Source organism: Nonomuraea sp. NPDC005650, assembly GCF_040605375.1.
GTDB lineage: Bacteria > Actinomycetota > Actinomycetes > Streptosporangiales > Streptosporangiaceae > Nonomuraea.
Genome location: NZ_JBEXCR010000015.1, coordinates 129768 through 154244, shown reverse-complemented (window position 1 = coordinate 154244; position 24477 = coordinate 129768). Strand labels below are relative to the sequence as shown.

At 71.0% G+C, this 24477-nt stretch carries 21 protein-coding genes; 6 read left to right on the top strand and 15 right to left on the bottom strand.

The window, feature by feature from the left end:
• Position 1 precedes the first annotated feature (1 nt).
• The gene (locus tag ABZS69_RS26225) at positions 2-739 is read right to left on the bottom strand and encodes a TetR family transcriptional regulator (RefSeq protein ID WP_355377116.1); all 738 of its coding nucleotides are present in this window, start codon (positions 737-739) and stop codon (positions 2-4) included.
• Positions 740-855: 116 nt separating this feature from the next.
• Here ABZS69_RS26225 and ABZS69_RS26220 point away from each other — a divergent pair, with 116 nt between their 5' ends.
• Genes ABZS69_RS26220 through ABZS69_RS26205 form a run of 4 tightly spaced genes read left to right on the top strand, consistent with a single transcriptional unit; the run spans position 856 to position 5061 of the window.
• Complete coding sequence (locus ABZS69_RS26220) at positions 856-1353, top strand: 2Fe-2S iron-sulfur cluster-binding protein (RefSeq protein WP_355377335.1); 498 nt, start codon at positions 856-858, stop codon at positions 1351-1353.
• Entirely contained in the window at positions 1350-2321 is a 972-nt protein-coding gene (locus ABZS69_RS26215; protein WP_355377114.1) for a xanthine dehydrogenase family protein subunit M, read from the top strand. Before ABZS69_RS26220 ends, ABZS69_RS26215 begins: the two co-directional genes overlap by 4 nt.
• A gap of 25 nt (positions 2322-2346) precedes the next feature.
• On the top strand, positions 2347-4581 hold the full coding sequence (locus tag ABZS69_RS26210) for a xanthine dehydrogenase family protein molybdopterin-binding subunit (RefSeq protein ID WP_355377112.1): 2235 nt from the start codon (positions 2347-2349) through the stop codon (positions 4579-4581).
• 21 nt (positions 4582-4602) lie between these two features.
• Positions 4603-5061 carry a nuclear transport factor 2 family protein gene (locus ABZS69_RS26205; protein WP_355377110.1) on the top strand — a complete coding sequence of 153 codons (459 nt, stop codon included), beginning with the start codon at positions 4603-4605 and terminating at the stop codon, positions 5059-5061.
• Here the strand turns inward: ABZS69_RS26205 and ABZS69_RS26200 are convergent.
• The 8 genes from ABZS69_RS26200 to ABZS69_RS26165 form a co-directional block, all read right to left on the bottom strand.
• Positions 5054-6346: an ArsB/NhaD family transporter gene (locus ABZS69_RS26200; protein ID WP_355377109.1), complete on the bottom strand. Its 1293-nt coding sequence runs from the start codon at positions 6344-6346 to the stop codon at positions 5054-5056. The two genes, ABZS69_RS26205 and ABZS69_RS26200, sit on opposite strands and share 8 nt — an antisense overlap.
• Positions 6347-6477: 131 nt before the next feature.
• Positions 6478-7662 carry a site-2 protease family protein gene (locus ABZS69_RS26195; protein WP_355377107.1) on the bottom strand — a complete coding sequence of 395 codons (1185 nt, stop codon included), beginning with the start codon at positions 7660-7662 and terminating at the stop codon, positions 6478-6480.
• A 73-nt stretch (positions 7663-7735) separates the two neighbouring features.
• Positions 7736-9796, bottom strand: coding sequence for a sensor histidine kinase (locus tag ABZS69_RS26190; protein ID WP_355377105.1), 2061 nt, complete (start codon positions 9794-9796; stop codon positions 7736-7738).
• A 193-nt stretch (positions 9797-9989) separates the two neighbouring features.
• Positions 9990-13964: an Ig-like domain-containing protein gene (locus ABZS69_RS26185; protein ID WP_355377103.1), complete on the bottom strand. Its 3975-nt coding sequence runs from the start codon at positions 13962-13964 to the stop codon at positions 9990-9992.
• Between the two features lie 36 nt (positions 13965-14000).
• Positions 14001-15833 (bottom strand): beta-L-arabinofuranosidase domain-containing protein, encoded by a 1833-nt coding sequence (locus tag ABZS69_RS26180; protein ID WP_355377101.1) that lies wholly within the window; start codon positions 15831-15833, stop codon positions 14001-14003.
• The gene (locus ABZS69_RS26175; RefSeq protein ID WP_355377099.1) at positions 15826-16590 is read right to left on the bottom strand and encodes a carbohydrate ABC transporter permease; all 765 of its coding nucleotides are present in this window, start codon (positions 16588-16590) and stop codon (positions 15826-15828) included. Before ABZS69_RS26175 ends, ABZS69_RS26180 begins: the two co-directional genes overlap by 8 nt.
• Positions 16587-17489, bottom strand: a complete 903-nt coding sequence (locus ABZS69_RS26170; protein WP_355377098.1) for a sugar ABC transporter permease — start codon at positions 17487-17489, stop codon at positions 16587-16589. Before ABZS69_RS26170 ends, ABZS69_RS26175 begins: the two co-directional genes overlap by 4 nt.
• 8 nt (positions 17490-17497) lie before the next feature.
• Entirely contained in the window at positions 17498-18775 is a 1278-nt protein-coding gene (locus ABZS69_RS26165; protein WP_355377097.1) for a sugar ABC transporter substrate-binding protein, read from the bottom strand.
• Between the two features lie 110 nt (positions 18776-18885).
• Between ABZS69_RS26165 and ABZS69_RS26160 the strand changes: the two genes are divergently transcribed.
• Positions 18886-19899, top strand: a complete 1014-nt coding sequence (locus ABZS69_RS26160; protein WP_355377095.1) for a LacI family DNA-binding transcriptional regulator — start codon at positions 18886-18888, stop codon at positions 19897-19899.
• A gap of 10 nt (positions 19900-19909) precedes the next feature.
• On the opposite strand, the gene ABZS69_RS26155 is transcribed toward ABZS69_RS26160, so the two are convergent.
• Positions 19910-20848: a beta-ketoacyl-ACP synthase III gene (locus tag ABZS69_RS26155; protein ID WP_355377093.1), complete on the bottom strand. Its 939-nt coding sequence runs from the start codon at positions 20846-20848 to the stop codon at positions 19910-19912.
• Positions 20849-20894: 46 nt separating this feature from the next.
• Here ABZS69_RS26155 and ABZS69_RS26150 point away from each other — a divergent pair, with 46 nt between their 5' ends.
• Entirely contained in the window at positions 20895-21494 is a 600-nt protein-coding gene (locus ABZS69_RS26150; RefSeq protein WP_355377091.1) for a TetR/AcrR family transcriptional regulator, read from the top strand.
• 90 nt (positions 21495-21584) lie between these two features.
• Here the strand turns inward: ABZS69_RS26150 and ABZS69_RS26145 are convergent, their stop codons facing one another.
• The 5 genes from ABZS69_RS26145 to ABZS69_RS26125 form a co-directional block, all read right to left on the bottom strand.
• Positions 21585-21800 carry a hypothetical protein gene (locus ABZS69_RS26145; RefSeq protein WP_355377089.1) on the bottom strand — a complete coding sequence of 72 codons (216 nt, stop codon included), beginning with the start codon at positions 21798-21800 and terminating at the stop codon, positions 21585-21587.
• 37 nt (positions 21801-21837) lie between these two features.
• Positions 21838-22188: a nuclear transport factor 2 family protein gene (locus tag ABZS69_RS26140; protein WP_355377087.1), complete on the bottom strand. Its 351-nt coding sequence runs from the start codon at positions 22186-22188 to the stop codon at positions 21838-21840.
• Between the two features lie 293 nt (positions 22189-22481).
• Entirely contained in the window at positions 22482-23495 is a 1014-nt protein-coding gene (locus ABZS69_RS26135) for a LacI family DNA-binding transcriptional regulator (protein WP_355377085.1), read from the bottom strand.
• Positions 23496-23563: 68 nt separating this feature from the next.
• Complete coding sequence (locus ABZS69_RS26130) at positions 23564-23833, bottom strand: sulfurtransferase TusA family protein (RefSeq protein ID WP_355377083.1); 270 nt, start codon at positions 23831-23833, stop codon at positions 23564-23566.
• Positions 23834-23868: 35 nt separating this feature from the next.
• Positions 23869-24462, bottom strand: a complete 594-nt coding sequence (locus ABZS69_RS26125; RefSeq protein WP_355377082.1) for a TetR family transcriptional regulator — start codon at positions 24460-24462, stop codon at positions 23869-23871.
• Positions 24463-24477 lie beyond the last annotated feature (15 nt).

Below are 24477 nucleotides of genomic sequence, written 5' to 3'. Positions count from 1 at the left end.
CTCAGTCCTCTCTGAGCGTGGGGAGGCCGGCGAGGAGCGCCTTGAGGGCGCGGGTGAGGGTGGGGATGAAGTCGGGGCAGGTCGCGGCGATGTCGGGGTCCTGGGCGTACAGTTCGGCGAGCGTCGGTGAGGGGTTCGCGATGGGATAGAGGATCCCGGCCAGGGCGGTGGCGGCCGCGACCAACTCCACTCCCTCGTCGGCCGTCAAGCCGGTCACTCGGGCGACCTGCTCGCCCAGGTCGGCGATGACGGCATGGATGGCGCGTTTGAACGTGCGGGCCGCCTCGACGGAGACGTTGTGCTCCAGGGTCGTCGCGGTCTGGCTGAGAAGGTCGCACAGGAGCGGCCGGTCCGCGAGCGTCTCCGCGAGCACCGCTGCGACCCCGCCCGACGCGACCCCACCCGACGTGGCCCTGCCCGACGCAACCCCATCCGGCGCGACCCTGCCCGACACGACCTCATCCGGCGCGACCCCACCCGACACGGCTTCGAGGCGGGTGGTGACGGCCGCCGCCCACTGGTGCCACTCGTCGGCGGCCAGGATGAGGTAGATCTCCTCGCGAGTCCCGAAATAGCGCATGATGTTGGACTTCGCCAGCCCGACGGCCTCCGCGACCGCGCCCAGGCTGACATTCCGGACACCGGAGGCGATGGCGAGATCTCGGGCGGCCGCGAGGATCTCCTCGCGCCGCTGCTGCTTGTGCTCCGGCCGCCTGGCCCGGACGAATGCCCGCTTCATGTCGCGCTCCAGCATAGGTGACCAGACTTTAGAGGACGACGTTCTCTTGTTAAGGAAACACCGTTCTGTTAGCGTCGGCATCCTACGGAGGGGAGAAACGTGTGACAGTGCTACGAATGCGGGTGAACGGCGTCGCCCGGTCCCTCGACATCGAGCCGTGGGTCAGCCTGCTCGACGCACTACGCGACCACCTCGGGCTGACCGGCCCGAAAAAGGGCTGCGACCAGGGCGCGTGCGGCGCGTGCACGGTTCTCGCGGACGGCGTGCGGATCAACGCGTGCCTGGCCCTGGCCGTGCAGTACGCGGACAAGGAGATCACCACGATCGAGGGGATCGCGAAGGGCGAGGAGGGCACGCACCCGTTGCAGGAGGCGTTCGTGCGCCATGACGGGTTCCAGTGTGGTTACTGCACCTCGGGCCAGATCTGCTCGGCTGTCGCGATGTTGACCGAGCACGCGGCCGGCATGCCCAGTGTCGTCACCCCCACGACGGAGCGCATCGAGCTGACCGACGACGAGATCAGGGAGCGCATGAGCGGAAACCTGTGCCGGTGCGGCGCCTACAACGGCATCCTCGACGCCATCAGGGACGTCGCCGCCCAGGAGGCGCCATGAGACCGTTCGCGTACGTGAAGCCGCTCGACGTCGCCGAGGCCCTGGAGGCCGCCGGCCCCGCCGCGAAGTTCCTGGGCGGGGGGACGAATCTGGTCGACCTCATGCGCGAGGGCATCGAACGTCCGGAAAAAGTGGTCGACCTCACCGGCCTGCCGCTGGACGAGGTGGACGAGCTGCCGGACGGCGGCCTGCGGATCGGTGCGCTGGTGCGCAACAGCGCGCTGGCCGCCGACCGCCGCGTGCGCGCCCGCTACCCGGTCCTGTCGCAGGCCGTGCTCGCCGGCGCCTCGCCCCAGCTGCGCAACATGGCCACCGTCGGCGGCAACCTGCTGCAGCGCACCCGCTGCCCGTACTTCTACGACCAGGCGAACGCCTGCAACAAGCGCGAGCCGGGCAGCGGCTGCGACGCGCTCGGCGGGTTCACCCGCGGGCATGCGGTCCTGGGCGTGAGCGAGAGCTGCATCGCCACGCATCCGTCCGACATGTGCGTGGCGCTGGCCGCCCTGGACGCCACGGTCGAGGTGCGGAGCGTGCGCGGCACGCGGCGGATCCCCCTGGGGGACTTCCACCTGCTGCCGGGCGACACGCCGCAGGTCGAGACCGCGTTGGCCGGCGACGAGCTGGTCACGGCGGTCGAGCTGCCGCCCGCGCCGGTCGCGGCCAACTCCCGGTACCGCAAGGTGCGGGACCGGGCGTCGTACGCGTTCGCCCTGGTCTCGGTGGCGGCGGCACTCGAGGTGCGGGACGGCGCCGTGACGGCGGCCCGCCTGGCGCTGGGCGGCGTCGCGACCAAGCCGTGGCGGGCGCATGAGGCGGAGCGGCTCCTGGTCGGCGGCCCGGCGACCGAGGAGGCGTTCGGCCGCGCGGCCGAGGCCGAGCTGGCGCCCGCGACCGTCCAGCCGGGCAACGCGTTCAAGGTGGACCTGGCCAGGGCCACGATCATGGCGACGCTGAGGGAGCTGGCATGAGCATCCAGACGCTGAGGGAGCCGGCATGAGCATCAAGTACGTCGGCCGTCCCGTCGACCGGCTCGACGGCCGGGCCAAGACCACCGGCCAGGCCCGTTTCGCGGCCGAGCACCCGTACCCGGACCTCGCCCACGCCGCGCTCGTCCACTCCACGATCGCCCGGGGCCGCATCACCGCCATCGACGCGGACGCGGCACGCGCGGCGAAGGGCGTGATCGAGGTCCTCACCCACGAGAACGCCCCCGCCATGAAGCCCCCGCCCGCCCGGAGCCTGCTGAACCTCAGCACGATGGTCATCGGGACGTCGGTCAACTACCTGGCCACGGACGAGGTGCACTGGAACGGCCAGCCCGTGGCGGTGGTGGTGGCCGAGTCGCCCGAGGCGGCGCGGCACGCGGCGGGCCTGGTGCGGGTCACGTACGAGGAGCTGCCCGCCGTGGTGGACTTCGCGGCCGAGGTGCCGAACGCCACCCCGCAGAAGGGCAACGCGCTGATGCCGGCGGCGGCGGACAAGGGGGACGCGGAGGCGGCGCTGGCGGCCGCGCCGGTCTCGGTGGACCTGCGCTTCACCACGCCGCCGCACAACCACAACGCGATCGAGCCGCACGCGACGACCGCCGTGTGGGACGGCGACCGCCTGACCCTGCACGAGGGCACGCAGAGCATCACGTGGCTGCGCAGCCATCTCGCGCAGCGGTTCGGCGTTCCCCCGCGGAACATCCGCGTGCTGTCCCCTTACGTGGGCGGCGGGTTCGGGGGCAAGGGCTCGGTGTGGGCGGGCACGCTGCTCGCCGTGCTGGCCGCCCGGGCCACCAAGCGCCCGGTACGGCTGGTGCTCACCCGGGCGGGCGTCTACCACACGGTCGGCGGCCGGACCCCGAGCACCCAGCGGGTCGCGCTGGGCGCGGAGTCCGACGGACGGCTGACCGCGCTGATCCACACCAGCGTCGCCAGGACGGGCCGGGTCGGCGGCGGGGGCGAGCAGATCACCTCGGCCTCCCGGCACCTGTACGACTCCCCGAACATCCGCCTGCGCCAGAGCCTCGTCCAGCTCGACCTGCTCTCGAACACGTTCATGCGGGCCCCGGGCGAGTCCATCGGCACCTTCGCCCTGGAATCGGCCGTGGACGAGCTGGCCTGCGAGCTGGGCATGGACCCGGTCGAGCTGCGGATGCGCAACGAGCCGGCGCGTAACCCGATGGACCGCAAGCGGTTCACGCACCGCATGTTGCGGGAGGCGTACGAGGTGGGGGCGGAGCGGTTCGGGTGGCGCGAGCGCGATCCGCGGCCCGGCTCGATGCGCGACGGGCGGTGGCTGGTCGGCATGGGGGTGGCGTCGGCGTACCACCCGGCGTTCCAGCTCCCGGCGAACGTCACCGTGCGGCTGGGCGCGGACGGCGGGGTCGTGGTGCGGTGCGGCCTGCACGAGATCGGCGTGGGCGCGGCGACCGTGCAGGCGCAGATCGCCGCGGACGAGCTGGGGGTGCCGCTGGAGTCGGTACGCGTCGAGGTCGGCGACTCCGAGCTGCCCGAAGGCCCGATGGCGGGCGGTTCCGGGCAGACGGCGAGCGCGGCGGCGAGTGTGATGGAGGCCTGCCGCAAGCTGCGGCGGGCTGCGCTCGACCTGGCGCGGAAGTCGCCGGACTCCCCGCTGCGCGGTGTGAGCGCTCCTGAGGCCCGCGACGGCGGGCTCTTCCAGGGTGCCAGCGGCGAGACATATGCGGCGATCCTCACCCGGGCGGGCCGCGACCACCTGGAGGTCACGGCCGGGGGCGGCATGCTGAGGTTCATGGCGAAGACCGTGCGCGAGCGCAGCCGATGGGTGAAGGCCGCGTCGGGGGCGCAGTTCTGCGAGGTGCGGGTGGATCGGGACACGGGTGAGGTACGGGTCTCGCGCTGGGTGGGCGTGTTCGACGTCGGCACCGTGATCAACGCGAAGACGGTGGCCAGCCAGCTGCGCGGGGGCATCGTGATGGGCATCGGCCTGGCGCTGTCGGAGGAGACCCTGGTCGACCCGCGCACCGGGCGGATCGTCAACGCGAGCCTGGCCGACTACCACGTGCCCGTGCACGCCGACGTCCCGCGCATCGACGTGCACTGCCTGGACGAGCCGGACCCGACGATGCCGCTGGGCCTGATCGGGGTGGGCGAGGTCAGCATCACGGGCGTGGGCGCGGCCGTGGCGAACGCGGTGCGCCACGCCACGGGCAAGCGCGTCACGGACCTGCCGATCACGCTCGATAAGCTGCTGCCTCTCTGAGACAGTACCGAGGAGGCGACCATGTCACGCCCGCCCGTCCCGCCGTTCACCGAGGAGACCGCGCGCGTCAAAGTCCAGGCCGCCGAGGACGCGTGGAACACGTGCGACCCCGACCGGGTCGCGCTCGCGTACACGGAGGACTCGGTGTGGCGCAACCGCGACGAGTTCGTGACCGGCCGCGACGAGATCAGGGATTTCCTGCGCCGCAAATGGGAACGGGAGCTGGACTACTCCCTGCGCAAGGAGCTGTGGGGCGTGCTGGGCGACCGCATCGCGGTCCGGTTCCAGTACGAGTGCCGCGACGCCTCCGGGCAGTGGTGGCGCAGCTACGGCAACGAGCAGTGGGAGTTCGACGAGTCGGGGCTGATGCGGCGCCGGGAGGCGAGCATCAACGACGTGCGCATCGAGGAGGGCGAGCGCCGCATCTTCGGGCCGCGCGGCGACGACGAGCGCGGCGTGGACGTGCTGCCGGTCAGGTGAGGTAGCGCAGCCACAGGTAGGGCACCGAGAGCGCGACGGTCACGAGCGTCACGACCAGCCCGTACTTGGTGAACTGCCAGAAGCTGATCGGGGTGCCGTTGCGGGCGGCGATGCCGATGACGACGACGTTGGCCGCCGCCCCCACGGCCGTGGCGTTGCCGCCCAGGTCGGCCCCGACGGCCAGCGCCCACCACAGCACCTGGGCGGGCCCGTTCCCCCCGTTGGCCTGGACGAGGTCGGCCACGATGGGGCTCATGGTGGCGACGTACGGGATGTTGTCCACGACGGCGGACAGCCCGGTCGAGACCCACAGCAGCAGCATCGTGGTCAGGCCGATCCGGCCGTCGGTGACCTCGGAGGCGGCCTTCGAGATCTGGCCGATGACCCCGGTCTCCACCAGGGCCCCCACCATCACGAACAGCCCCGCGAAGAACACCAGCGTCGGCCACTCGACCTCGCGGATGGCCTCCTCGGTCGTCACCCTGGTGGCCGCCACCAGCACCCCGGCGCCCAGCAGCGCCACGACCGACGGCTCGTAGTGCAGCACGGGATGCAGCACGAACGCGGCCATCACCAGGGCCAGCACGGCGAGCGACTGCCACAGCAGCCGCCGGTCGGCGATGGCCTCCCGCTCGTCCAACGACATGATCTCCGCGACCCGCTCGGGATCGTAGCTGAACGACGCCCTGAACAACCACCGGCACAGCCCGACGAACACCACCACCAGCACGACGATCAGGGGCGCCATGTGCACGAGGAAGTCGTTGAACGTCAGGCCGCCGCGGCTGGCGATGATGATGTTCGGCGGGTCGCCGACCAGTGTGGACGCGCCGCCGATGTTCGACGCCATGGCCTCGGCGATCAGGTACGGCGCCACGGGAAGCGCCAGCCGCTCGCAGACCAGGAACGTCACGGGGGCGATCAGCAGCACGGTGGTGACGTTGTCCAGCAGCGCGGAGGCGGAGGCGGTGATCACGATCAGCAGCGCCATGAGCCGGAACGGCTGCCCCTGCGCCCGCTTGGCTGACCAGATCGCCAGATATTCGAATATGCCGGTCTGCTTCAGGACGCCGACGATGATCATCATGCCGAGCAGCAGGAAGATCACGTTCCAGTCGATCCCGGTGTGCTCGTCGAAGAACGCCGCGCCCCCGTCGGTGGCGTGGATCAGCAGCATGACCCCAGCCCCGCCGAGCGCCGCCGCGACCCGGTGCACCTTCTCGGTGGCGATCAGCGTGTAAGCGAAGAGGAAGGCGGCCACCGCCACCCAGGCGGTGACGGTCATGGGGCCTCGATGAGCATGAGAGGGCGACTCCGGGAACGACGGCAGGACCGCCGACCAGACTTCCCGGCACACCCATCAAGAAAGTATCAAAACCCGTCAAAGGCCGCATCAAGCCGCCGCCCGAAAGCCCCCTAAGCAGCGTCGCGATGGTGGCCGTGGTACGGCGGGGCGAGGTCGGCGCCGCGAGGCCCCGACAGGGTCGAGCGCAGGTCCGCCATCTGGACCGTCCGGCTGATGTCGGTGGGCGTCAGCAGGCCGATCAGCCGCCCGGCCGGGTCGAGCACCACCGCCCGCCCGTCGGCGGCCCCCTCCATCCTGGCCAGCAGCTCGGTCAGCGGCTCCTCAGGCTGAGCCTGCGGCACCTCGTCCGGCGGGCAGGCGATGTCGGCGAGCCTGGTCGTCGCCCGCCGGTCCGGCTCGACCCGGCGGATCCGGTTGAGCGTCACCAGGCCGGCGAAGGTCCCGTCCGGCGCGACCAGCGGGTACGTGGACAGCCGGTGCCGCATCACGACCCGGTCGACGAGCCCGGACACGGTCTCGTCCGGCGCGGCGACCACGGGGTTCCCCGACATCGCGTCCGCGACCCGGACCCCGTGCAGGGCGGTGCCGAGCCGGGTCTGCTGCTCCTCGGCGCTGGCGGCGTTCACCAGGAAGAGGCCGATCAGCGCCAGCCACAGCCCGTCGAAGCCGCGCCCGACGACCACCTGCAGGAAGCCCACCGCGATGAGCACGTAGCCGAACCAGCGCCCGGCCCGGGCGGCGGCGATCGCCGCACGCGACCGGTCACGCCACCGCGCCCACAGGATCGCCCGCAGCACCCGCCCGCCGTCCAGCGGGGCGGCCGGGATCAGGTTGAACACGGCGAGAAGCACGTTCACCCCGGACAGGTACGCGAACATGCCTCCGACCAGCGTCGCTCCGGACACGAGCAGGGCCAGCGCGCCGAACACCACTCCGCAGAGCAGGCTCGTCGCGGGCCCCACCACGGCGATCTTCAGATCCGCGCCGGGCGAGCGCGGCTCGCCGCGCAGCTCGGCCACCCCGCCCAGCAGCCAGAGCGTGATCCGCGACACCTCGACGCCCTCGTGCCGGGCCATGATCGCGTGCGCCAGCTCGTGCGCGAGCAGCGAGGCCATGAACAGCACCGCCGCCACCAGCCCGGCCAGCAGGTACGCGGCCCGCGGGTAGCCGGGGAAGACCACGGGGAAACGTCCGAAGGCCAGCCCGAACACCAGGATCGCGACGATCACCAGCACGCTGATGTTGAGCCCCACCCGCACGCCCCCGATGCGGCCCAATGGGATGGATGAACGCATCTCGCGCCTCCCCTGCGGCTAGATTTGTCCACTCAAGCGCAACCTGCCCGCAAAAGCGCAGCTCAAGCGCCGTTCAGGAAGGGCTGAGCACGCCCTCCAGCTCGTCCGGGGGCGCGGTCAGGAGGGGCAGCATGACCTCCACCCGCGTCCCGGCCCCGGGTTCGCCGCCGACCACGCAGATCCCGCCCAGTTCGGCCGCCCGCTCGCGCATCGACCCCAGCCCCACGCCCGCGCGGTGCTTCTCGGGCAGCCCCTTGCCGTCGTCGGCGATCAGCACGCGCAGCACCGGCCGCTCCCGCTGCAGGACGATCCGGCAGGTGGACGCCTGGGCGTGCCGCCGGACGTTGGTGAGCGCCTCCTGGACGATCCGGTAGACCGCCACCTCGACGGCCGCGGGCAGCTCGCCGAGATCGCCCTGCACCTCGACCTCGGCCGGCGGCGACGACTGCCCGGCCAGGTCACGGATGGCGCGGACCAGGCCGAGGTCGTCGAGCGCGGGCGGGCGCAGGCCGTACACGAGCTCGCGGATGTCCCCGGTGACCGCGCCCATGCCGGTGTGCAGCTCGCGCAGCAGCTCGTCGGCGGCCTCCGGGGAGTTCTTCAGGCTGAGCCTGGCCATGTTGATGGTCATCGCCATCGAGGAGAGCGTCTGGCCGAGCCCGTCGTGCAGGTCGCGGCGCAGGCGGCGGCGCTCCTCCTCCCTGGTCGTCAGGATGCGTTCCCTGGAACGTTGCAGGTCCGCCGCCATCCGCACCGCGTGGGCCACGTCCGCGGCGTACGGGGTGAGCGTGGCCAGCACCCGCTCGTTGTGCGCGGCGGGGAAGCGGCGCGCGCCCGGCGGGCCGACGAGCAGGCGGCCGACCCGCTCCCCGTGCCAGACCAGCGGCACCTCGCGGGCGTCCGGGCCCACCCGGCCGTTCTCCACGTAGCGGGGCTCGCCGTCGGCCACCTCCACGGCCACGCCCTCGACCGCCAGGCCGTCGCGCAGCACGCTCACCACCGAGGTCAGCGCCTTGGCCGGGTCGCCGCGCAGGACCGCCTGGGTCAGCCGCCCGGCCAGCACGCCGGGGTCGCCGACGGCGCCGTACAGGAGCCGGTCCACGGCCCGCTGCAGCGCCCCCCGCAGCGGCTGGAAGAACGCGCCCGCGAACAGCGCGGCGGCGATCCCGGCCACCTGGCCGTAGCCGGAGACCAGCAGGCCGGACAGCGCGCCGGCGCCGAAGTAGACGGCGCTGACCACGGCCACCACCCCGGCGGCCACGAACGCCCGGCTGATCACCGTGTCGATCCCGTAGAGCCGGTAGCGCATCACCGAGAACGCCATCGCGACCGGGATGAGCGCCGCCCAGCCGAACGCGATCCACGTGAACCCGGGCACGAACGCGGCCACGACCAGGAACACGATGTAGCCGGAGAACGCCAGCAGCGGCCAGCCGATCTGCCGCCTGGTGACGGAGTCCGCGTGCCGCAGCCGCATCGCCAGCGACAGCGCCGACAGCGCCATGGAGACGTAGATGCCCGTCCAGGCGATCGCCGAGACCGTCTCCGTGTACGGGGCCAGCGCGGGGATCTGCAGCGGGTTCGGGATGACCTGGGGGTACGGGTAGCCCTCCGGGGGCGGCGGCACGCGGAACACGGCGCGCAGGAAGTCGGCCGTGATGGAGGCCACGCCCAGCGCCAGGGCCAGCCGCCAGCGCGGCGCGGGCAGGCGGCCGTCGGGCGAGTACAGCGGCAGCACCATCGTGAGCGTCACGCCGCACACCGCCCAGCCGAGCTGGCCCGGCAGGCGCAGGTAGCCCGCGAGGAGGAGGTCGCCCTCGGAGGCGGCGCGGAACATCATCGCCTGCGCGAGGTCGCTGATCGCGGCGGCGAGGCCGCCCGCGCACATCAGCCACGCCAGGTTGAGGCGGGGGCGGTGGAAGATGAGGAACGCGCCGACCGCGGGGAACGTCAGCGCGGCGGCCGTCTGCGGGGACACGGTCCGCTCAGGCGTCCACGCGTCGGGCAGCCCGGCCCAGATCAGCAGCGCGACCACGGTGAGCACCGGCGACGCCACCGCCATGGTCACGGCGGCGACTCTCACCCCCCGTGCCGGCTTCTCGTCATCGGCGACCTCGGCGAATCCCCCAGCCATCCCGCGCTCCGCCTCTCCGATCCCCGGCACGCCTCCCGTAGAAGAGGATTATGACCCCTTAATCGGGATGAATCCGTCCGGCGTTTCCGGGACGTTATCGCGGAGCCCTGCCCTGCCCTGAGCGGGGCCCGGCCGAGAGCGGAGCCCTGCCCTGACCCGCGATGCCGCTGAGCCAGGGCAGGGAGCTTGCGTGCTATCCGACGGTGACCGTGGCCTTGGCGGCGACGGTCGTGCCCGCCACCTGCCCGCTCACCGTGAACGTGCCCGGCTGGGCGTACTTGTCAGGGCTGATCGCCTCCCAGGTGACCTCGGCCGAGCTGTCCTTCGACCCGTCGTTGTACGTCGCCACGACGGTCCTGGGCAGCGAGGGAGCGACCCCGGCCCGGGTGGCGACGGCCTCCTCGGCGATCGAGGTGATCGTCACCGCCGAGCTCGTACGGACGTACACGGTGGCCTGGGCGGGCTGGCGCACGCCCTCGGCCAGGCCGGCGACCGTGAAGCTGGTGCCGCCGGTCTTGACCTGGTCGGCCGTCACCTGCTGCCAGGTGACGGCGGCCGAGCTGCGGGTGCCGTCCGCGTAGAGGGTCTCCACGGTGGCGGGCAGCTTCGGCAGCGCGCCGGCCAGGGTGGGGACGTGCACGGGGCGCACGGAGTCCGGCGGGACCTCGTACACCTTGGCCTCCAGCAGGCCGACGGACGCCCCGCCGGCCTCCAGCTGGACGCGCAGCTTCGAGGTCGTCACGGTGTCGAACGCGACCGTGTTGTAGGCGTCCACCGCCTTCGGGTAGGAGGCGACGCCGGTGACGTCCTCGAACGAGTCGCCGTCCCAGTACTGGATCTTCCACGAGGCGGGGACGCGCACGCCGCCGCCGTCGTCGAAGAAGTACACGTCGCTCTTGTTCACCCGCACCGGCGCCGGCCAGTCGAGCTGCACCCACTGCGTGCCCTGCTGCGGCCAGGTGCCCCAGCGCGGGTTGGCGCCGTCGTTGGAGCGCGGCGGGTCGATGCCGTCGTTGACCGCGGTGACCTTCTCCCACGGCGAGGTGTAGGAGGCCGTGGGCGTGGCCTTGGGCGCCACGTTCGCCTGCGCCGCCTGCGGCGTCGCGGTGACGTTGACGGTTGTGGAGCCGCTCTTGGCGCCGTCCGTGGCGGTGAGCCTCAGCCGGTACGCGCCCGGCTCGGAGAACGAGACGACCGTGTCGGTGCCGGTCGGGTTGGTGAAGAACGTCTCGCCGGGCCCGTCGACCTTGGCCCACTGGGTCGTGAGCCGGCCCGACGGCAGCGCGTCGTCCTTGACCACCGCGTCGAACCTGGCCTGGCCCGGACGGCTGAACGTGGGATCGGGCACGACCACCACGGACGGCGCCTTGTTGACCACCGATCCGGCGTCGGCGCCCGTCCGATACGCCTGCACCTCCTTCAGGCCCGTCGCGTAGCCGGGCTGGTGGGTCACCAGGACCCGCAGCTTCTGCGCCGTGACAGTCGGGAAGCGGACCACGTTGAGGTTCGCCCGCGGGTGGGCCGGCTTCCTGACCAGGCCCGGCACGTCCTTCCAGGCGTCTCCGTCCTGGTACTGCAGGGTGTACATGGCGGGCTCCCGGTAGCCGCCCGCCTTGCGGTCGTTGTAGAAGTACAGCTTGACCTGGTCGACCTTCTGGGCCGAGCCGAGGTCGACCGCCAGCCAGTCCTGGGGCTCGGCGGAGCCCTTGCTGCCCCAGTACGGCTCGTTGATCGTGAAGCCGTCCACCGCCCCGGCCGGGTCGCCGTGGGAGGCGGTGGCCGACTTGACCAGGTTCGGGCGGGTGGAGCGCAGGTCCACGCCGGCCTTCTGGAACAGGTCCTCGACGCGGTCGCCCTTGAGCTCGACCTGGGCGGGGGCCTTCATCGAGGCGGCCTTCTCGGCGTACACCACCTGACCGCCCTCGACCTTGCCCGTCGCCGGGTCCCAGACGGCGTGCGCCAGCCCCGACAGGGTGACCTTGCGCTTGCCGTCGATCAGGATCGAGTACCCCTCGGGCACCCCGGCGTAGTGCCTGGTGCCGTCGCCCGGCTTGTCCCAGACGATGGTCAGGTCACTGCCCCGGTAGTTGACGCCGTTGACGCTGAAGTGGTCCCAGCCGATGTCCACCGGCCAGAGCTCGACCTTGCCGTCCGAGCGCGGGCGCAGGCCCATGGCGTCCTCGATGACGGTCCAGTTGCTGCTGCCCAGGATCGTGTGGTGGATCCAGGAGCGGTAGCCGATGGTCTTGGTCGAGGGGTTCCAGTCGGCCCAGAACTCGTTGGCGTCGGGGTAGCGGGTGTCGCCGCCGACGTACTGCGACCAGGCGTTCCAGTACAGGAGCTGCTTGTACTGGTCGGCGGTGATGTACGGCGAGCTGTACTGCCGCAGCGCCTTGGAGAACAGCGCGAAGTTCCTGGTGGAGTTGATCTGCGAGAAGTTGTTGGAGCCGGGGTTCCCCGCCTCCGCGGCCTCCGCCTTGTCCTTCTGGTTGGCGGTGTACGCCGGGAAGATCGGATATTCCGCCGGGTCGGTCCACAGGCGCAGCGCCTCCCGGTACTTCGGGTCGTCCGTCGGCACGAGCCCGGTGGCGTACGGGATGTAGTTGTTCGACTCCTTCCACGGGATCAGGTTGCCCGTCTGGAGGTCGCGGTGCTTGAACAGCTTGTTCTGCTCGTCCCAGAGCAGCGTGAGGATGCCGTTCTTGACCTTGTCGGCCACGCCGCGCATCTCGGCCGCCTTGGTCGCGTCGCCCGCCAGCTCGTACGCCTGCGCCGCCGCCATGGCGTTGGCGTACACGTACGCGCCTTCGAGCCGCTCGTTGGCGCGGTCGTAGTAGTGGAACGACACCGCGTCGGCGTCGTTGCCGGTCATGGCCTCCCAGTCGTACTCGATGACGCCGTTCTTGTTGGAGTCGTAGGCGTCGAGCTGCCCGTACACGTCCTTCTCGGCGTAGCGGGCGAGGTTGCGCAGGATCGACGGCTGGCCGCCGTGGAGCTGGTAGCTCTCCAGGGCCGCGGCCGAGATGTACTGCGTGTAGCTGTTCGACCAGTTCTCGGGGTCGCCCGGGTTGTCGGTGTACTTGGAGTTGCGCGAGACCTCGCCCGCCGACACCCACGGCCCGTACGAGTAGATCGGGTCCCGCAGGTACTTCAGGTCCTGCACGAACATCGGCACGGTCAGCACGATCGCGTTGTTGTAGCCCAGCGCCCCCTCGACCGACGTGGGGAACTGGAAGTCGTTCCCGGGGATGTCGGCGTCGAGGAAGTTGAAGCGCATGAGCCACCAGCGGTAGTACACGAACTTCTTGATGTTCTCGTCGGGCACGTCGATGTAGGGCAGGTTCTCGGCCCACCAGGCGTTGTAGTCCTGGAGCTGGCGCCGCAGCGCCTGCTCGGGCGAGCGGCCCTTGTAGCCGTCGTACTCGGCGCGCGACCCGGGCAGCTCGTCGGTGACGAAGCCCAGCTGCACCTTGGTCCGCACGGTCCTGCCCGGCGCGACCGTCACCGAGCCCTTGAGCGTGCCGTCGGAGACCTTCAGGCCGTCACCGCTGAGCCGGGGGAAGATCGTGGTCAGCTTGTTCTTGGCCCAGACGGTCCCGGTCAGCTCCCGGTCGCCGTCGGGCGTCCTGGTGTAGGGCGAGGTGACGGTGATCGGCACGGTGCGCGCCGCGGAGCCCGTGTTGGTGATCTCCAGCGTCGTCACGGCCACGTTCTCGTGGGTGATGAACTTCTTGACCCCGACCGACAGGCCGTCCCCGCCGTACTGCCCGGTCCAGTGGCTGGGCATCTGCAGGCGCTTGGAGACGTCCTCGGTGAGCTCGGAGCCCAGCGAGACCTCGTACGCGCCGCGGTTGTCGATGCTCTCCCAATACGCCACGAACCCACCGAAGCCGATGACCGAGGGATCGTGCTCCTTCATGAACAGCGCCCGCCCGCGCGTCATCAACCACGGGCCCGCCGGATCGTCGCCGGGGCGGGCCAGCATGCGGTCGATCCAGTACGAGTCGCCGCCCTTCTCCTTCTTGTAGATCTCTTCCATCATCTTGCGGGGGTGGTACGCCACGGGCTCGGCGGGCACCGGATCGGCGCCCGTGAACACCGGCATCCCCAGGTCGTCCTGGGCGGCGTACGAGGGTGACGCGGCAAGCGAAGCTGTGAGCGCTAACACAGCTAAGCACACCAACGGTTTACGCACTTGCCTCTCCTAGATCGGTAGCCAGACACGCATGGTCGCGGGGCCGCGATTGCCCCACCGGTGGTAGGGCACGAGCCGGAGCCTGACGTCCGCGCCGCCCTGCTGCCCGTCGGAGGCGGGCGCGTACGGCCAGCCGCCGCCCTCGCCGGACCCCAGCGACGCCTCCACCTCCAGCTCCACCACGCCGTCCGCCTCGTGCTCCACGGGCGGCCGGACCCGCGCGGTCACGTCGCCCAGCGGCGGCTCCTCGGCCACCGACTCGGCGCAGTAGACGAGCGGCCCCCGCTCCACCGCCGCGCTCCCCCGCAGCGCGTCGATCCGCCGGTCGGGGAACGTCCACCTGGGCGCCATCGGCAGCTCCAGCCGGATCTCGTCACCGGCCCGCCACGGCCCCTCGACGTAGGCGTAGCCGGGGTCGACCGGGCGCACCGCCGGGCTCTCCGCCAGCGGCGCCTCCGGCGAGGACACCGGGACGCGGGCGAGCGTGGCCTCCCTGGCCCAGGCGGGGACGCGCAGCCCGATCCGGCCCTCGCCGTCCTCCAGCACCCGCACGCTCACCGAGCCGGTCCACGGGTAGCCGGTCTCCACGCGTACCGCCAGGCCGTCGTGCCGGAGCTCCGACGGCGTGTGGTGGTGGATCTGGATCCCGTCCGCGGTGGTCGTGGCCACGTACGCGGGCAGCGAGGCCAGCGTGCGGGCGATGTTGTTCGGGCAGCAGGACACGTCGAACCAGGGCGAGCGCAGCCCGCCCTCCGCCGCGTGGTTGACCCCGTCCAGCGGCACCGCCGGCACCCGGACCTGCAGCGGGTTGGCGTAGAAGAACGACTTGCCGTCCAGCGCCACCCCCGTGGCGAGCATGTTGTACAGGGTGCGCTCGGCGAGGTCGGCGTAGCGGGCGTCACCGGTGGCCAGCAGCAGCCGGTGCGCCAGCATGACGGAGGCGATGCTCGCGCAGGTCTCGTTGTAGGCCCGGTCCGGCGGCAGCTCGTAGTCCTCGCCGTACGACTCGTCGGCATGCCTCGAGCCCATGCCGCCGGTCAGGTGGGTACGCCGGGCCACCGTGCGCTCCCACTGGGACTCGATCGCCTTCAGCAGCTCCTGGTCGCCGGTCTCGATCGCCACGTCCACCACGCCGGAGGCGAGATAGAGCGCGCGCACCGCGTGCCCGCGGAACACCTGGGCCTGCCTGACCGGGATGTCGTCCTGGTAGTAGACGCGGCCGAAGGGGATGTCGGCGAGCGCGGGCAGGCCGCGGCGCTCGACGAAGCGGCGGGCCATCTCCAGGTAGCGCTCGGTGCCGGTCACGCGGTAGAGCTCGACGAGGGCCATCTCGATCACCGGGTGGCCGCAGGTCTGGGTGCCCTCCATGAACCGGCGGCACACGTGGTCGGCGGCCCTGACGGCCACCTGCGTGAGCTGGTCCTCGCCGTGCATGCGCAGCCGGGCCACCCCGGCCTGGATCAGGTGCCCGTAGCAGTAGAGCTCGTGGCCCCACTCGAAGTCGCTGTAGCGGCTGCCGGACCAGCGGGTGTTGAGGTAGCCGTCGCCCTCCTGGGCCTGCGCCACGGTCTCGGCCAGCTCGGGCAGCGCCGGGTGGTCGGCCCAGGCCATGGCCTCCAGCAACTTGTAGATCTCGGAGTCGCTGAACTCCCGCCCCCGGCGGGGGCGCTCGCCCCGGAAGTTGCCGATCCAGCCTTCTCGCTCTTCCCACTCCTGGCAGTGGGCGATCGTGACCTCGCGGTTGAGCGCGGCCCGGTCGCCCCAGAAGCCGGGGAGCAGCCGTACCGCGTCGAGGCCGAGGGGGGACAGGGCGCCCGATGAGGGCAGGACAGGGTTAGCCACGCAGAGCTCCTGACATGAATCCGCGCACGTAGTGGCGCTGCAGCACGATGAAGAGGATGAGACAGGGGAAGGCCATGACCATGACGCCGGACTGGAGCATGCCGTAGTCGATCGCGCCGAACGTCTGCTGCGTCATGCTGACCACGGCCACCGGCAGGGTGAACGAGGACCCGTCGTTGAGCAGGATGAGCGGGGCGAAGAAGTCGTTCCACGAGGCGAGGAACGCGAACAGGCCCACCGTGATCAGCGCGGGCCGCACGGCGTGCAGCAGGATCCTGGCGAACGCCCTGAACGTGCCGCAGCCGTCCACCAGCGCGGCCTCCTCCAACTCGCGCGGCAGCGCCTCGAACGCGTTGCGCATCATGAACAGCGCGAACGGCAGCTGGAACATGACGAACACCAGCGAGAGCCCGACCAGGGAGTTCTGCAGGCCGAGGTAGCCGAGCAGCACGTAGAGCGGGATCAGGATCGTCGCGTACGGCACCATGAGGATCGCCAGCGTGGCCAGGAACAGCAGGTTCTTGCCGGGGAAGTCGAAACGGGCGAAGCCGTAGCCGCCGAGCGCGGAGACGACCAGCGTGCCCGCCACCGTCATCACCGACACCAGCACGCTGTTGGTCGCGTACGTGCCGAGCCCCTCGCCGAAGCGGGCCATCTCCAGGTAGTTCGACGGCTCCTCCAGGGAGGCGTAGCCGCTCCACACCAGGGGGAACAGGAACAGCACCGCCAGGGCGGACAGCGTGAGGTAACGGCTCATCGCAGCCTCCGCATCATCAGCGTGTTGAGCCCGACGAGGGCGACCAGCAGGACGACCGAGAGCGCCGCCGCGCCGCCGAGGTCGAAGCGGAAGAACGCGTCACGGTAGACGACCATGACCATCGAGACCGTGCTGTTGTCGGGGCCGCCGTTGGTGAAGACGAAGAACTGGTCGAAGGCCAGCAGCGAACCCGTGACGCTGAGGATCAGCATGAGCGCCAGCGTCGGGCGCAGCAGCGGGAGGGTGATCTTGGTGAAGATCTGCCAGCGGTTCGCGCCGTCGCTCCTGGCGGCCTCGTACACCTCGGTCGGGATGGCCTGCAGGCCGGTCAGCAGGATGAGCATGTTGAACCCGGCGAAGCGCCACAGCACCAGCGTGATCGTGGAGAACAGCGCCATGTTCGGCGTGCCGATCCACTTGACCGGCTCGCTGGTGATGTGCAGCGCCCTGAGCAACGGGTCGACGGGGCCGAAGTCGTTGTTCAGCATCCCGTAGAACAGCAGGCCCGCGGCGGCGAAGCCCACGGCGCCGGGCAGGAAGAACGCGGTCCTGAAGAAGGCGATGCCCGGTTTGCGGTCCTGCACCAGCAGGGCGAGACCGAGCGCCACCGCCGACAGCAGGACGGTCGTGATGGCCGTGTACTTCAGCGTGAAGAGGACCGCGTCGACGAAGAGCGGATTGTCGGCGATCTTGAGGTAGTTGTCGGGGGCGTTGAACGTGGCCTGGCCCAGCAGGGGCCAGCGGTTCAGCGACATCCAGACGACCAGCACGAGGGGCGCGATGAAGAGCACGCCCACGATGACGGCCGTCGGAGCCGTGTAGAGCCAGCCCTGGACCTTCCTGCTCCGCCACCGGGCGGACGGCGCCGAGTGGGCCGCCTTCCGCCCGGATCGCGTCATCGTCAAGGTCATTGCTGCAGTGACTTCGTGATCTCGGCGTTGAGCTGGGGGACCTTCGCGGCGTCACCGAACACGGCCTCGCGCGCCAGGCGCAGCCACGGCCCCTGCGGGTCGTTGAAGGTCTGGCCGAAGCGCAGCGCGTACGGCGTCTGGCCCTTGGCCACCAGCGAGTTGATCAGCACCACGCGCGGGTCCTCCGAGGAGTACTTGTTGCTGGCCAGGTCGGTACGCGCGAGCACGTCCTTGTTCTTGGCCATGATCTCGACCTGGGCCTCGTCGCCGACCGTCCAGGACAGGAAGTCCCAGGCCGCGTCGGGGTTCTTGGAGGTGGCGGAGATGCCGACGGAGTCGCCGCCCACGAACGTCGACTCGCCGCCGTCGGGGCCGGCGATCGGGGTGACGCCGATCTTCATGTCCTTGGGCATGAGGCCGAGCGTGGTGGAGGGCATCGGCATGACGCCGATCTCACCCTTGGGGAAGAAGCCGGTCCAGGTCGGGCCCTGCTCCTCCTTGGCGGTCGGCCCGGTGGCCTTCTTCTCGTACAGCTCGCGCCAGATCTTGAACACGTCGGTCATGGCGGGCTGGTCGTTGAGCGACTGGGTGCCCTCGGCGTTCATGACCTGTCCGCCGGCGGCCCAGACGGAGGGCCAGAACGTGAAGACGTAGCAGCCGCCGCAGTTGCCGCCGAAGAAGGTGCCGTGGACCTTGCCGTCCTTGCCGAGCTTCTCCTGGATCGTGGTCGCCTGCTGGGCGAGCTCCTTCAGCGACTTCGGCCCCTTCTCCGGGTCGAGCCCGGCCTTCTGGTAGAGATCCTTGTTCCAGAACCAGACCGACAGGTCGAGCGTGTGCGGGAGTGTGTACATCTTCCCGTCGAGCGTGCCGAGCTTCATGTGCGAGGGGGCCAGGCCGTCCTTGAACGGCAGCTTCGCGACCCTGTCCGTGATGTCCATGAACAGGCCCTGGGAGGTGTAGTTCGGGACGAAGATGACGTCGGCCGCGAAAACGTCGGGCAGCTGCTTGGCGCCCGCCGCCGCGGCGATGCGCGGCTGGTAGTTGTCGGTCGGGATGACGGTGAGCTTGACCTGGATGTTCTTGTGACTGTCGTTGTAGGCCTTGACCAGCCGCTCGCTCTGCGTCTGGGTGGCCGCACGGGTCCACATGGTGATCGTCACGGGGCTCTCCGCCGACGGCGTGCTGCCCCCGCCACCACCGCCGCCGCTGCCGCAGGCCGCCGCTGTGAGCGCTAACACACCGAGGAGGGAGATCCCGGCCAGCCTTCGTCTCATGTTGTGCTCCTGGACTTAAAGGTTTTCGGAAACGTAGAAGAAACAAGAGTCCATGTCAATGGGTGCTAGGGTTCTATGCAGTTCACAGGTGACGAAAAGGGTTTCGAAACATGGCGAGTAAGCGGGCGACCATCTCCGATGTGGCCTCGCTGGCGGGGGTCTCGATCGCCACGGCGTCCAAAGCACTCAACGGGCGCCAGGACGTGCGGGCGGCGACGCGCGAGCGCGTGCTCGCCGCCGCGGCGGAGCTCTCCTTCCAGCCGAACGCCCTGGCCAGGGGGCTGATCTCAGGACAGACGCGCACGGTCGGCCTGCTGACCTCCGACAGCGTCGGCCGGTTCGGCATCCCGGTGCTGCTCGGGGCGGAGGACGCGTTCGGGGCCGGCGAGATGGCCGTGCTGCTCTGCGACGCGCGCGGCGACGCGATCAGGGAGCAGCACCACGTACGGGCGCTGCTGTCGCGCCGGGTGGACGGGCTGATTGTGGTGGGCGAGAGCACGAGCCCGCGGCCGTCGGTGAGCAAGGACCTGCCGGTGCCGGTCGTGTACGCCTACGGCCCCTCGGAGGACCCGTCGGACGTGTCGTTCGTGCCGGACGACGTCGGCGCCGCCGCCATGGCCGTCAAGCACCTGCTGGCGCTGGGCCGGCGCAGGATCGCGCACATCACGGGGCCCACGCACTACAAGGCGTCGCGCGACCGCGAGGAGGGCCTGCGCCAGGCGCTTGAGGAGGCGGGGCTGCCGCAGGCCGGGCAGACGCTGTCAGGCCCGTGGTCGCAGCGGTGGGGGCGGCACGCGGCCGAGATGCTGCTGATGTCCGAGCCGGAGATCGACGCGGTGTTCTGCGGCAGCGACCAGATCGCGGCCGGTTTCATGGAGACGGCCAGGGAGCGCGGGCGGCGGGTGCCCGAGGACATCGCGGTGGTCGGCTACGACAACTGGGAGGTGCTGTCCACGGAGACCCGCCCCACCCTGACCACCGTGGACATGAACCTGGAGCTGCTGGGGCGCACCGCCGCCCAGCACCTGTTCGCGGCCATCGACGGGAAGGCGACGCCGGGGGTGCACAAGATGCCCTGCCAGCTCGTGATCCGCGACTCCACCTCCCCGCCGGGCCTGTCCTGAGCCGGGCGCGTCAGGGGCAGCGCACGATCATGCCCGCGTACGACAGGTTCCCCCCGAACCCGAACAGCAGCATCGGCGCCCCCCGCCGGACCTCGCCCCGCTCCAGCAGCTTGGACAGCGCCAGCGGCACGCTCGCGGCCGAGGTGTTCCCCGACTCGACCACGTCACGCGCCACGATCGCGTCGACCGCGCCGAGCTTGGCCGCGAGAGGTTCGATGATGCGCAGGTTCGCCTGGTGGAAGACCACCGCCGCCAGGTCCTCAGGACGTACGCCGCCGCGCTCGCACGCCTTCCTGGCGATGTCGGGGAGCTGGGTGGTGGCCCAGCGGTAGACGGTCTGGCCGTCCTGGGAGAAGCGGGTCGGGGTGCCCTCGATGCGCACGGCGGTGCCCAGCTCCGGGGCGGAGCCCCACACCACCGGGCCGATCTCCGCCTCCGGCGCCGCGCTGATCACGGCCGCGCCCGCCCCGTCGCCGGTCAGCACGCACGTGGTCCGGTCGGTCCAGTCGGTGACGGCCGTCATCATGTCCGCCCCGACGACCAGGGCGTTCGTGGCCGCGCCCGCGCGGATGGCGTGGTCGGCCAGGGCCAGGGCGTGGGTGAAGCCCGAGCACGACACGCCGACGTCCATCAGGGCCGCGCTCGGCACGCCGAGCCGGGCGGCGACGCGGGAGGCGATGTTCGGGGCGCGCTCGGTCTGCGTGCAGGTGGCGATCAGGAGGAGGTCGATGTCGGCGGCGTCCAGACCGCTCGCCGCCAGGGCCTTCGCGGCGGCGTGCCGGGCCAGGTCGGCCACGCTCTCGCCGGGCTCGGCGACGTGCCGGGTACGGATGCCGACCCGCTTGGTAATCCACTCGTCGCTGGTGTCCACCATGGTCGCCAGCTCATCATTAGTCAGGATTTTTGCCGGTTGATAGTGACCTGTGGCGACAAGTCGTGATCCTGTCATGAGGACGGACTATAGCAACCGAACGTTCGGACGCTAAAGTATCCGCATGAGTCCCCGCAGATCCGCCGCCGAAGCCCTCGGCACGCGTGCGGCCATCCTGGAGCGCTCGGTCGCCATCTCCTCCGCGGAGGGGCTCGAAGGGCTGACCATCGGCCGTCTCGCCCTTGAGCTGGGCATGAGCAAGTCAGGCGTGCTCGGGCACTTCGGCTGCAAGGAGGCGCTGCAGCTCGCCGTCCTCGACCGGGCCGGCGAGATCTTCCGCGCCGAGGTCTGGGAGCCCGCCCGGCCCGCTGCCCCCGGTCTGACCCGCCTGCGGGCGCTGTGCGAGACGTGGATCTCGTACCTGGAGCGCGGTGTCTTCCCCGGCGGGTGCTTCTTCGTCGCCGCGGCACACGAGTTCGACGGACGGCCGGGGCCGGTGCGGGACGTGGTCGAGGCCAGGTTCGACGCCTGGCGCGGACGGCTGCGCAAGGAGGCCCGGCGCGCGGTGGACGCCGGCGAGCTGCCCTCGGGGGCCGATCCGGACCAGCTCGCGTTCGAGCTGCTCGGCGCGGTCATGGCGCTGAACCACGCCCTCCAGCTCCATCGCGACCCCGAGGCCCCGTCCAGAGCCCGCCACGCCGTCCGGACCCGCCTCGACGCCTGACCCGGCTCGACCCCTGACCCGGCTCGGGCCGCTCAGGGCATGCGAAAGCTCGGGCGCGGCGGTGCGGCGCCCGAGCCCGAGGTCCAGGCGTCAGTTGCCGGTCGACAGCCGCTCGAAGAGGGCCACGGCCGCGTCGCGGACCTCCTGCGGCGCCACCCCGTCCAGCGTCTTCCTGGCGTCGGTGATGTCGCGCGTCGTGGCGAGCGTGATCGCCACGGACGAGGCTGCGGCGTGGTCGATCGATCCCGTCGGTGCGGCGTCCGCCAGTTCCTGGGCGCTTGCGGCGAGGTCGAGGTTGTCTCTCAACGGATCTCCTCGGATGAAGACGGCTCGGCCCATTGCATCATTTGGCATCATGTCGCATCCACCATTCGGTGAATTCACGACACCGGCCGTCGGGCACAAACCTGATCACCCACAGATTACTGTACGTTTTGTCGGGATATGTCGTGACCCCCTGGATAACGCTCACGTCGTCGGCCACGCTCACCGGATGCCACTCGAACGTGGCCTCACCAGGCTTGTCCTGCCGCCCGAGCCACTGCGCGACGATGTCGTCACGCCCGTGCCAAGGCGAGCTGTAGGGCTCGGTGTAGTAGACGGCGTCGTCCGTGAACAGCGCGGAGATGTCGTCGGGATCGTTGGAGTTCCAGGCTCGTACGTACCCCTCGATCCATGGGCCCGGCTCGACCATATTTACCCCCTCAGCGGGTCGCCTACCCGTCCGACCACTCATTACGCCCGCGCGGCGGTCGCAGGACCCCCCGACCGCGGCTGGTCACGGTTCGTCTGATTTCTCGTCTCGTTTAGGTATAGGGGTACTCAGGCGCCCTTCTCCTGACTCCTTCATGATGGAGCCGTCCCAGCGGGGGGACGCGAAGACGACTCTGGGACGTGCCGCGAAGGAGGGGACGGCACGTGCCGCGGGTCGGGACGCGCGGTCTGCCAGCCGCCCGCCCCTGCCCGCGGCACGCGCCGAGAGCGCCGCTACGGGGTGTGAGCGGGGCCGGTGCTGCCGCGCGGCGTGAGCACGGCCGCCTGGTCCTCGTACGGGGGCACGGTCTCGCCCGCGATCAGCGCGAGCAGCCGCTGGGCGGCGTGCGCCCCGTACGCGGGGATGTCGCGGGTGAGCGCGGTCAGCGGCGGCCGGACGACCTGCGACAGCGGCGAGTCGTCCCAGGCCACGACGGACAGGTCGCGCGGCACCTCGACCCGCATCTCCTGGGCCGCCGACATGCCCGCCACGGCCATGATGTCGTTGTCGTAGATGATCGCCGTGGGCCGGTTGGGCGAGCTGAGCAGCCGTCTGGTGGCCCTGGCGCCCTCTTCACCGGTGTAGTCGGTGTGCACGGTGACGTGCTCGGCCACGCCCTCGCACGCCTGCGCGAACGCCTGGTCGCGGACGGTCGTGTGGACCAGCTCCGGCAGCCCCGCCACCCGTGCGACCCGCCGGTGGCCCAGCGCCACCAGGTAGCCGACGGTCTCGCGCACGGCCTCGCCGTCGTCGGACCAGACGGCCGACAGCGAGCCCGACTCGGCGGGATGGCCGATGACGACGACCGGCATCCCCAGCCGCTCCAGCTCGACCACCCTGGAGTCCGAATAGTGCAGGTCCACGAGGAACACGCCGTCGATGCGGCTCTCGCCCCACCAGCGCCGGTAGACCTCGGTCTCCTGCTCATGGCTGGTGACGACCTGGAGCAGCAGCGCGTACGAGCGGTCGGCGAGCACGCCCTCGATGCCGCTGATCAGCTCCATGAAGAACGGCTCGACGCCCAGGATGCGCGCGGGGCGGCAGAGCGCGAGGCCCACGCAGTTGGCCCTGGCGCCGTTGAGCGCCCGCGCCGCGCTGTTGGGCCGCCAGCCGATCTCCTCGGCGATGGCGACGATCCTGGCCCGCGTCGCGTCCGACACGCCCGGCTGCCCGTTGAGCGCGTAGGAGACCGCCACTTTGGACACTCCCGCCCGGCCGGCGATGTCGGCGATCGTGGGTCGCTTCACGGGCTCCCTCTCTGAACCGGATAACCCTCATACTCTAGGCCACCCCATTCGGTAAGGGAATTAACCGCTTAAGCCACGTGCCAGGGCTTGGCGTCCTCGGTCTCCTTGGCGGCGCCGGCCACACGCAGCGCGTACGTCGGCCGCTCCGCCCCCGGCACCGGCCCCAGATACGCGTGCCCGGTCAGGTGGCACCAGGCGGGCAGGTCGACGGGCGCGGCGGGATCGGTGGCGATGAGGTGGATCACCGCTCCAGGACCGGCTTCGCGCACGTGACCGCGCAGTTCGATGAGCAGTTGAACGCAGAGCTTGTCGCCGCCGTCCACCACGAGATCAGGCATACGAACAAGGAAACCACCGCCCGGACCCTTGATCGTCACGAACCCCGCAGATGGCCCATGAGCTTGGCGACCTCCCGCGCGTAGTGCTCGGCGAACTCCGGCGACGCCGGATCCTGATCCCAGACCGCCCGGACGAGCTGCGGGAACGCGATGCCGGCCGCCGCCATCGAGAACAGCGCCACCAGCACCGCCGCCGGGTCGAGGTCCGCGGGGAGCTCCCCGTCCCGCTGGCGCTCGCGCAGGAGCTCCAGATCCCGGCGTACGTCCTCGACGAACGCCGGGTCGGGCGGCCCGTCGTCGGTGAGGCTCCGCCAGAGCATCAGCCGCCCGTAGTCGCGGCGCGAGGCGTTGGCCCGCACGTATTCGGCGGCGAGCGCGCCCAGCGAGGCCGAGCGGTCGGCGAACCCGCTCTCCTCGGCCTGCCAGCGCGCGGTGAGGGCCTGGTAGAGGCCCTCCTTTCCGCCGAAATAGTACGAGATCAGCTGCTTGTTGACCCCGGCCCTCGTGGCGATCTCGCTGACCCGCGCCCCCGCGAACCCCTTCGCCGCGAACTCCTCCAGCGCCGCCTGCAGGATGCGGGCCTTCGTGCGCTCGGGATCGCGCTGCTTCTCCTCTGGTGCTCGTCTCACGATCCGCAGTTTATC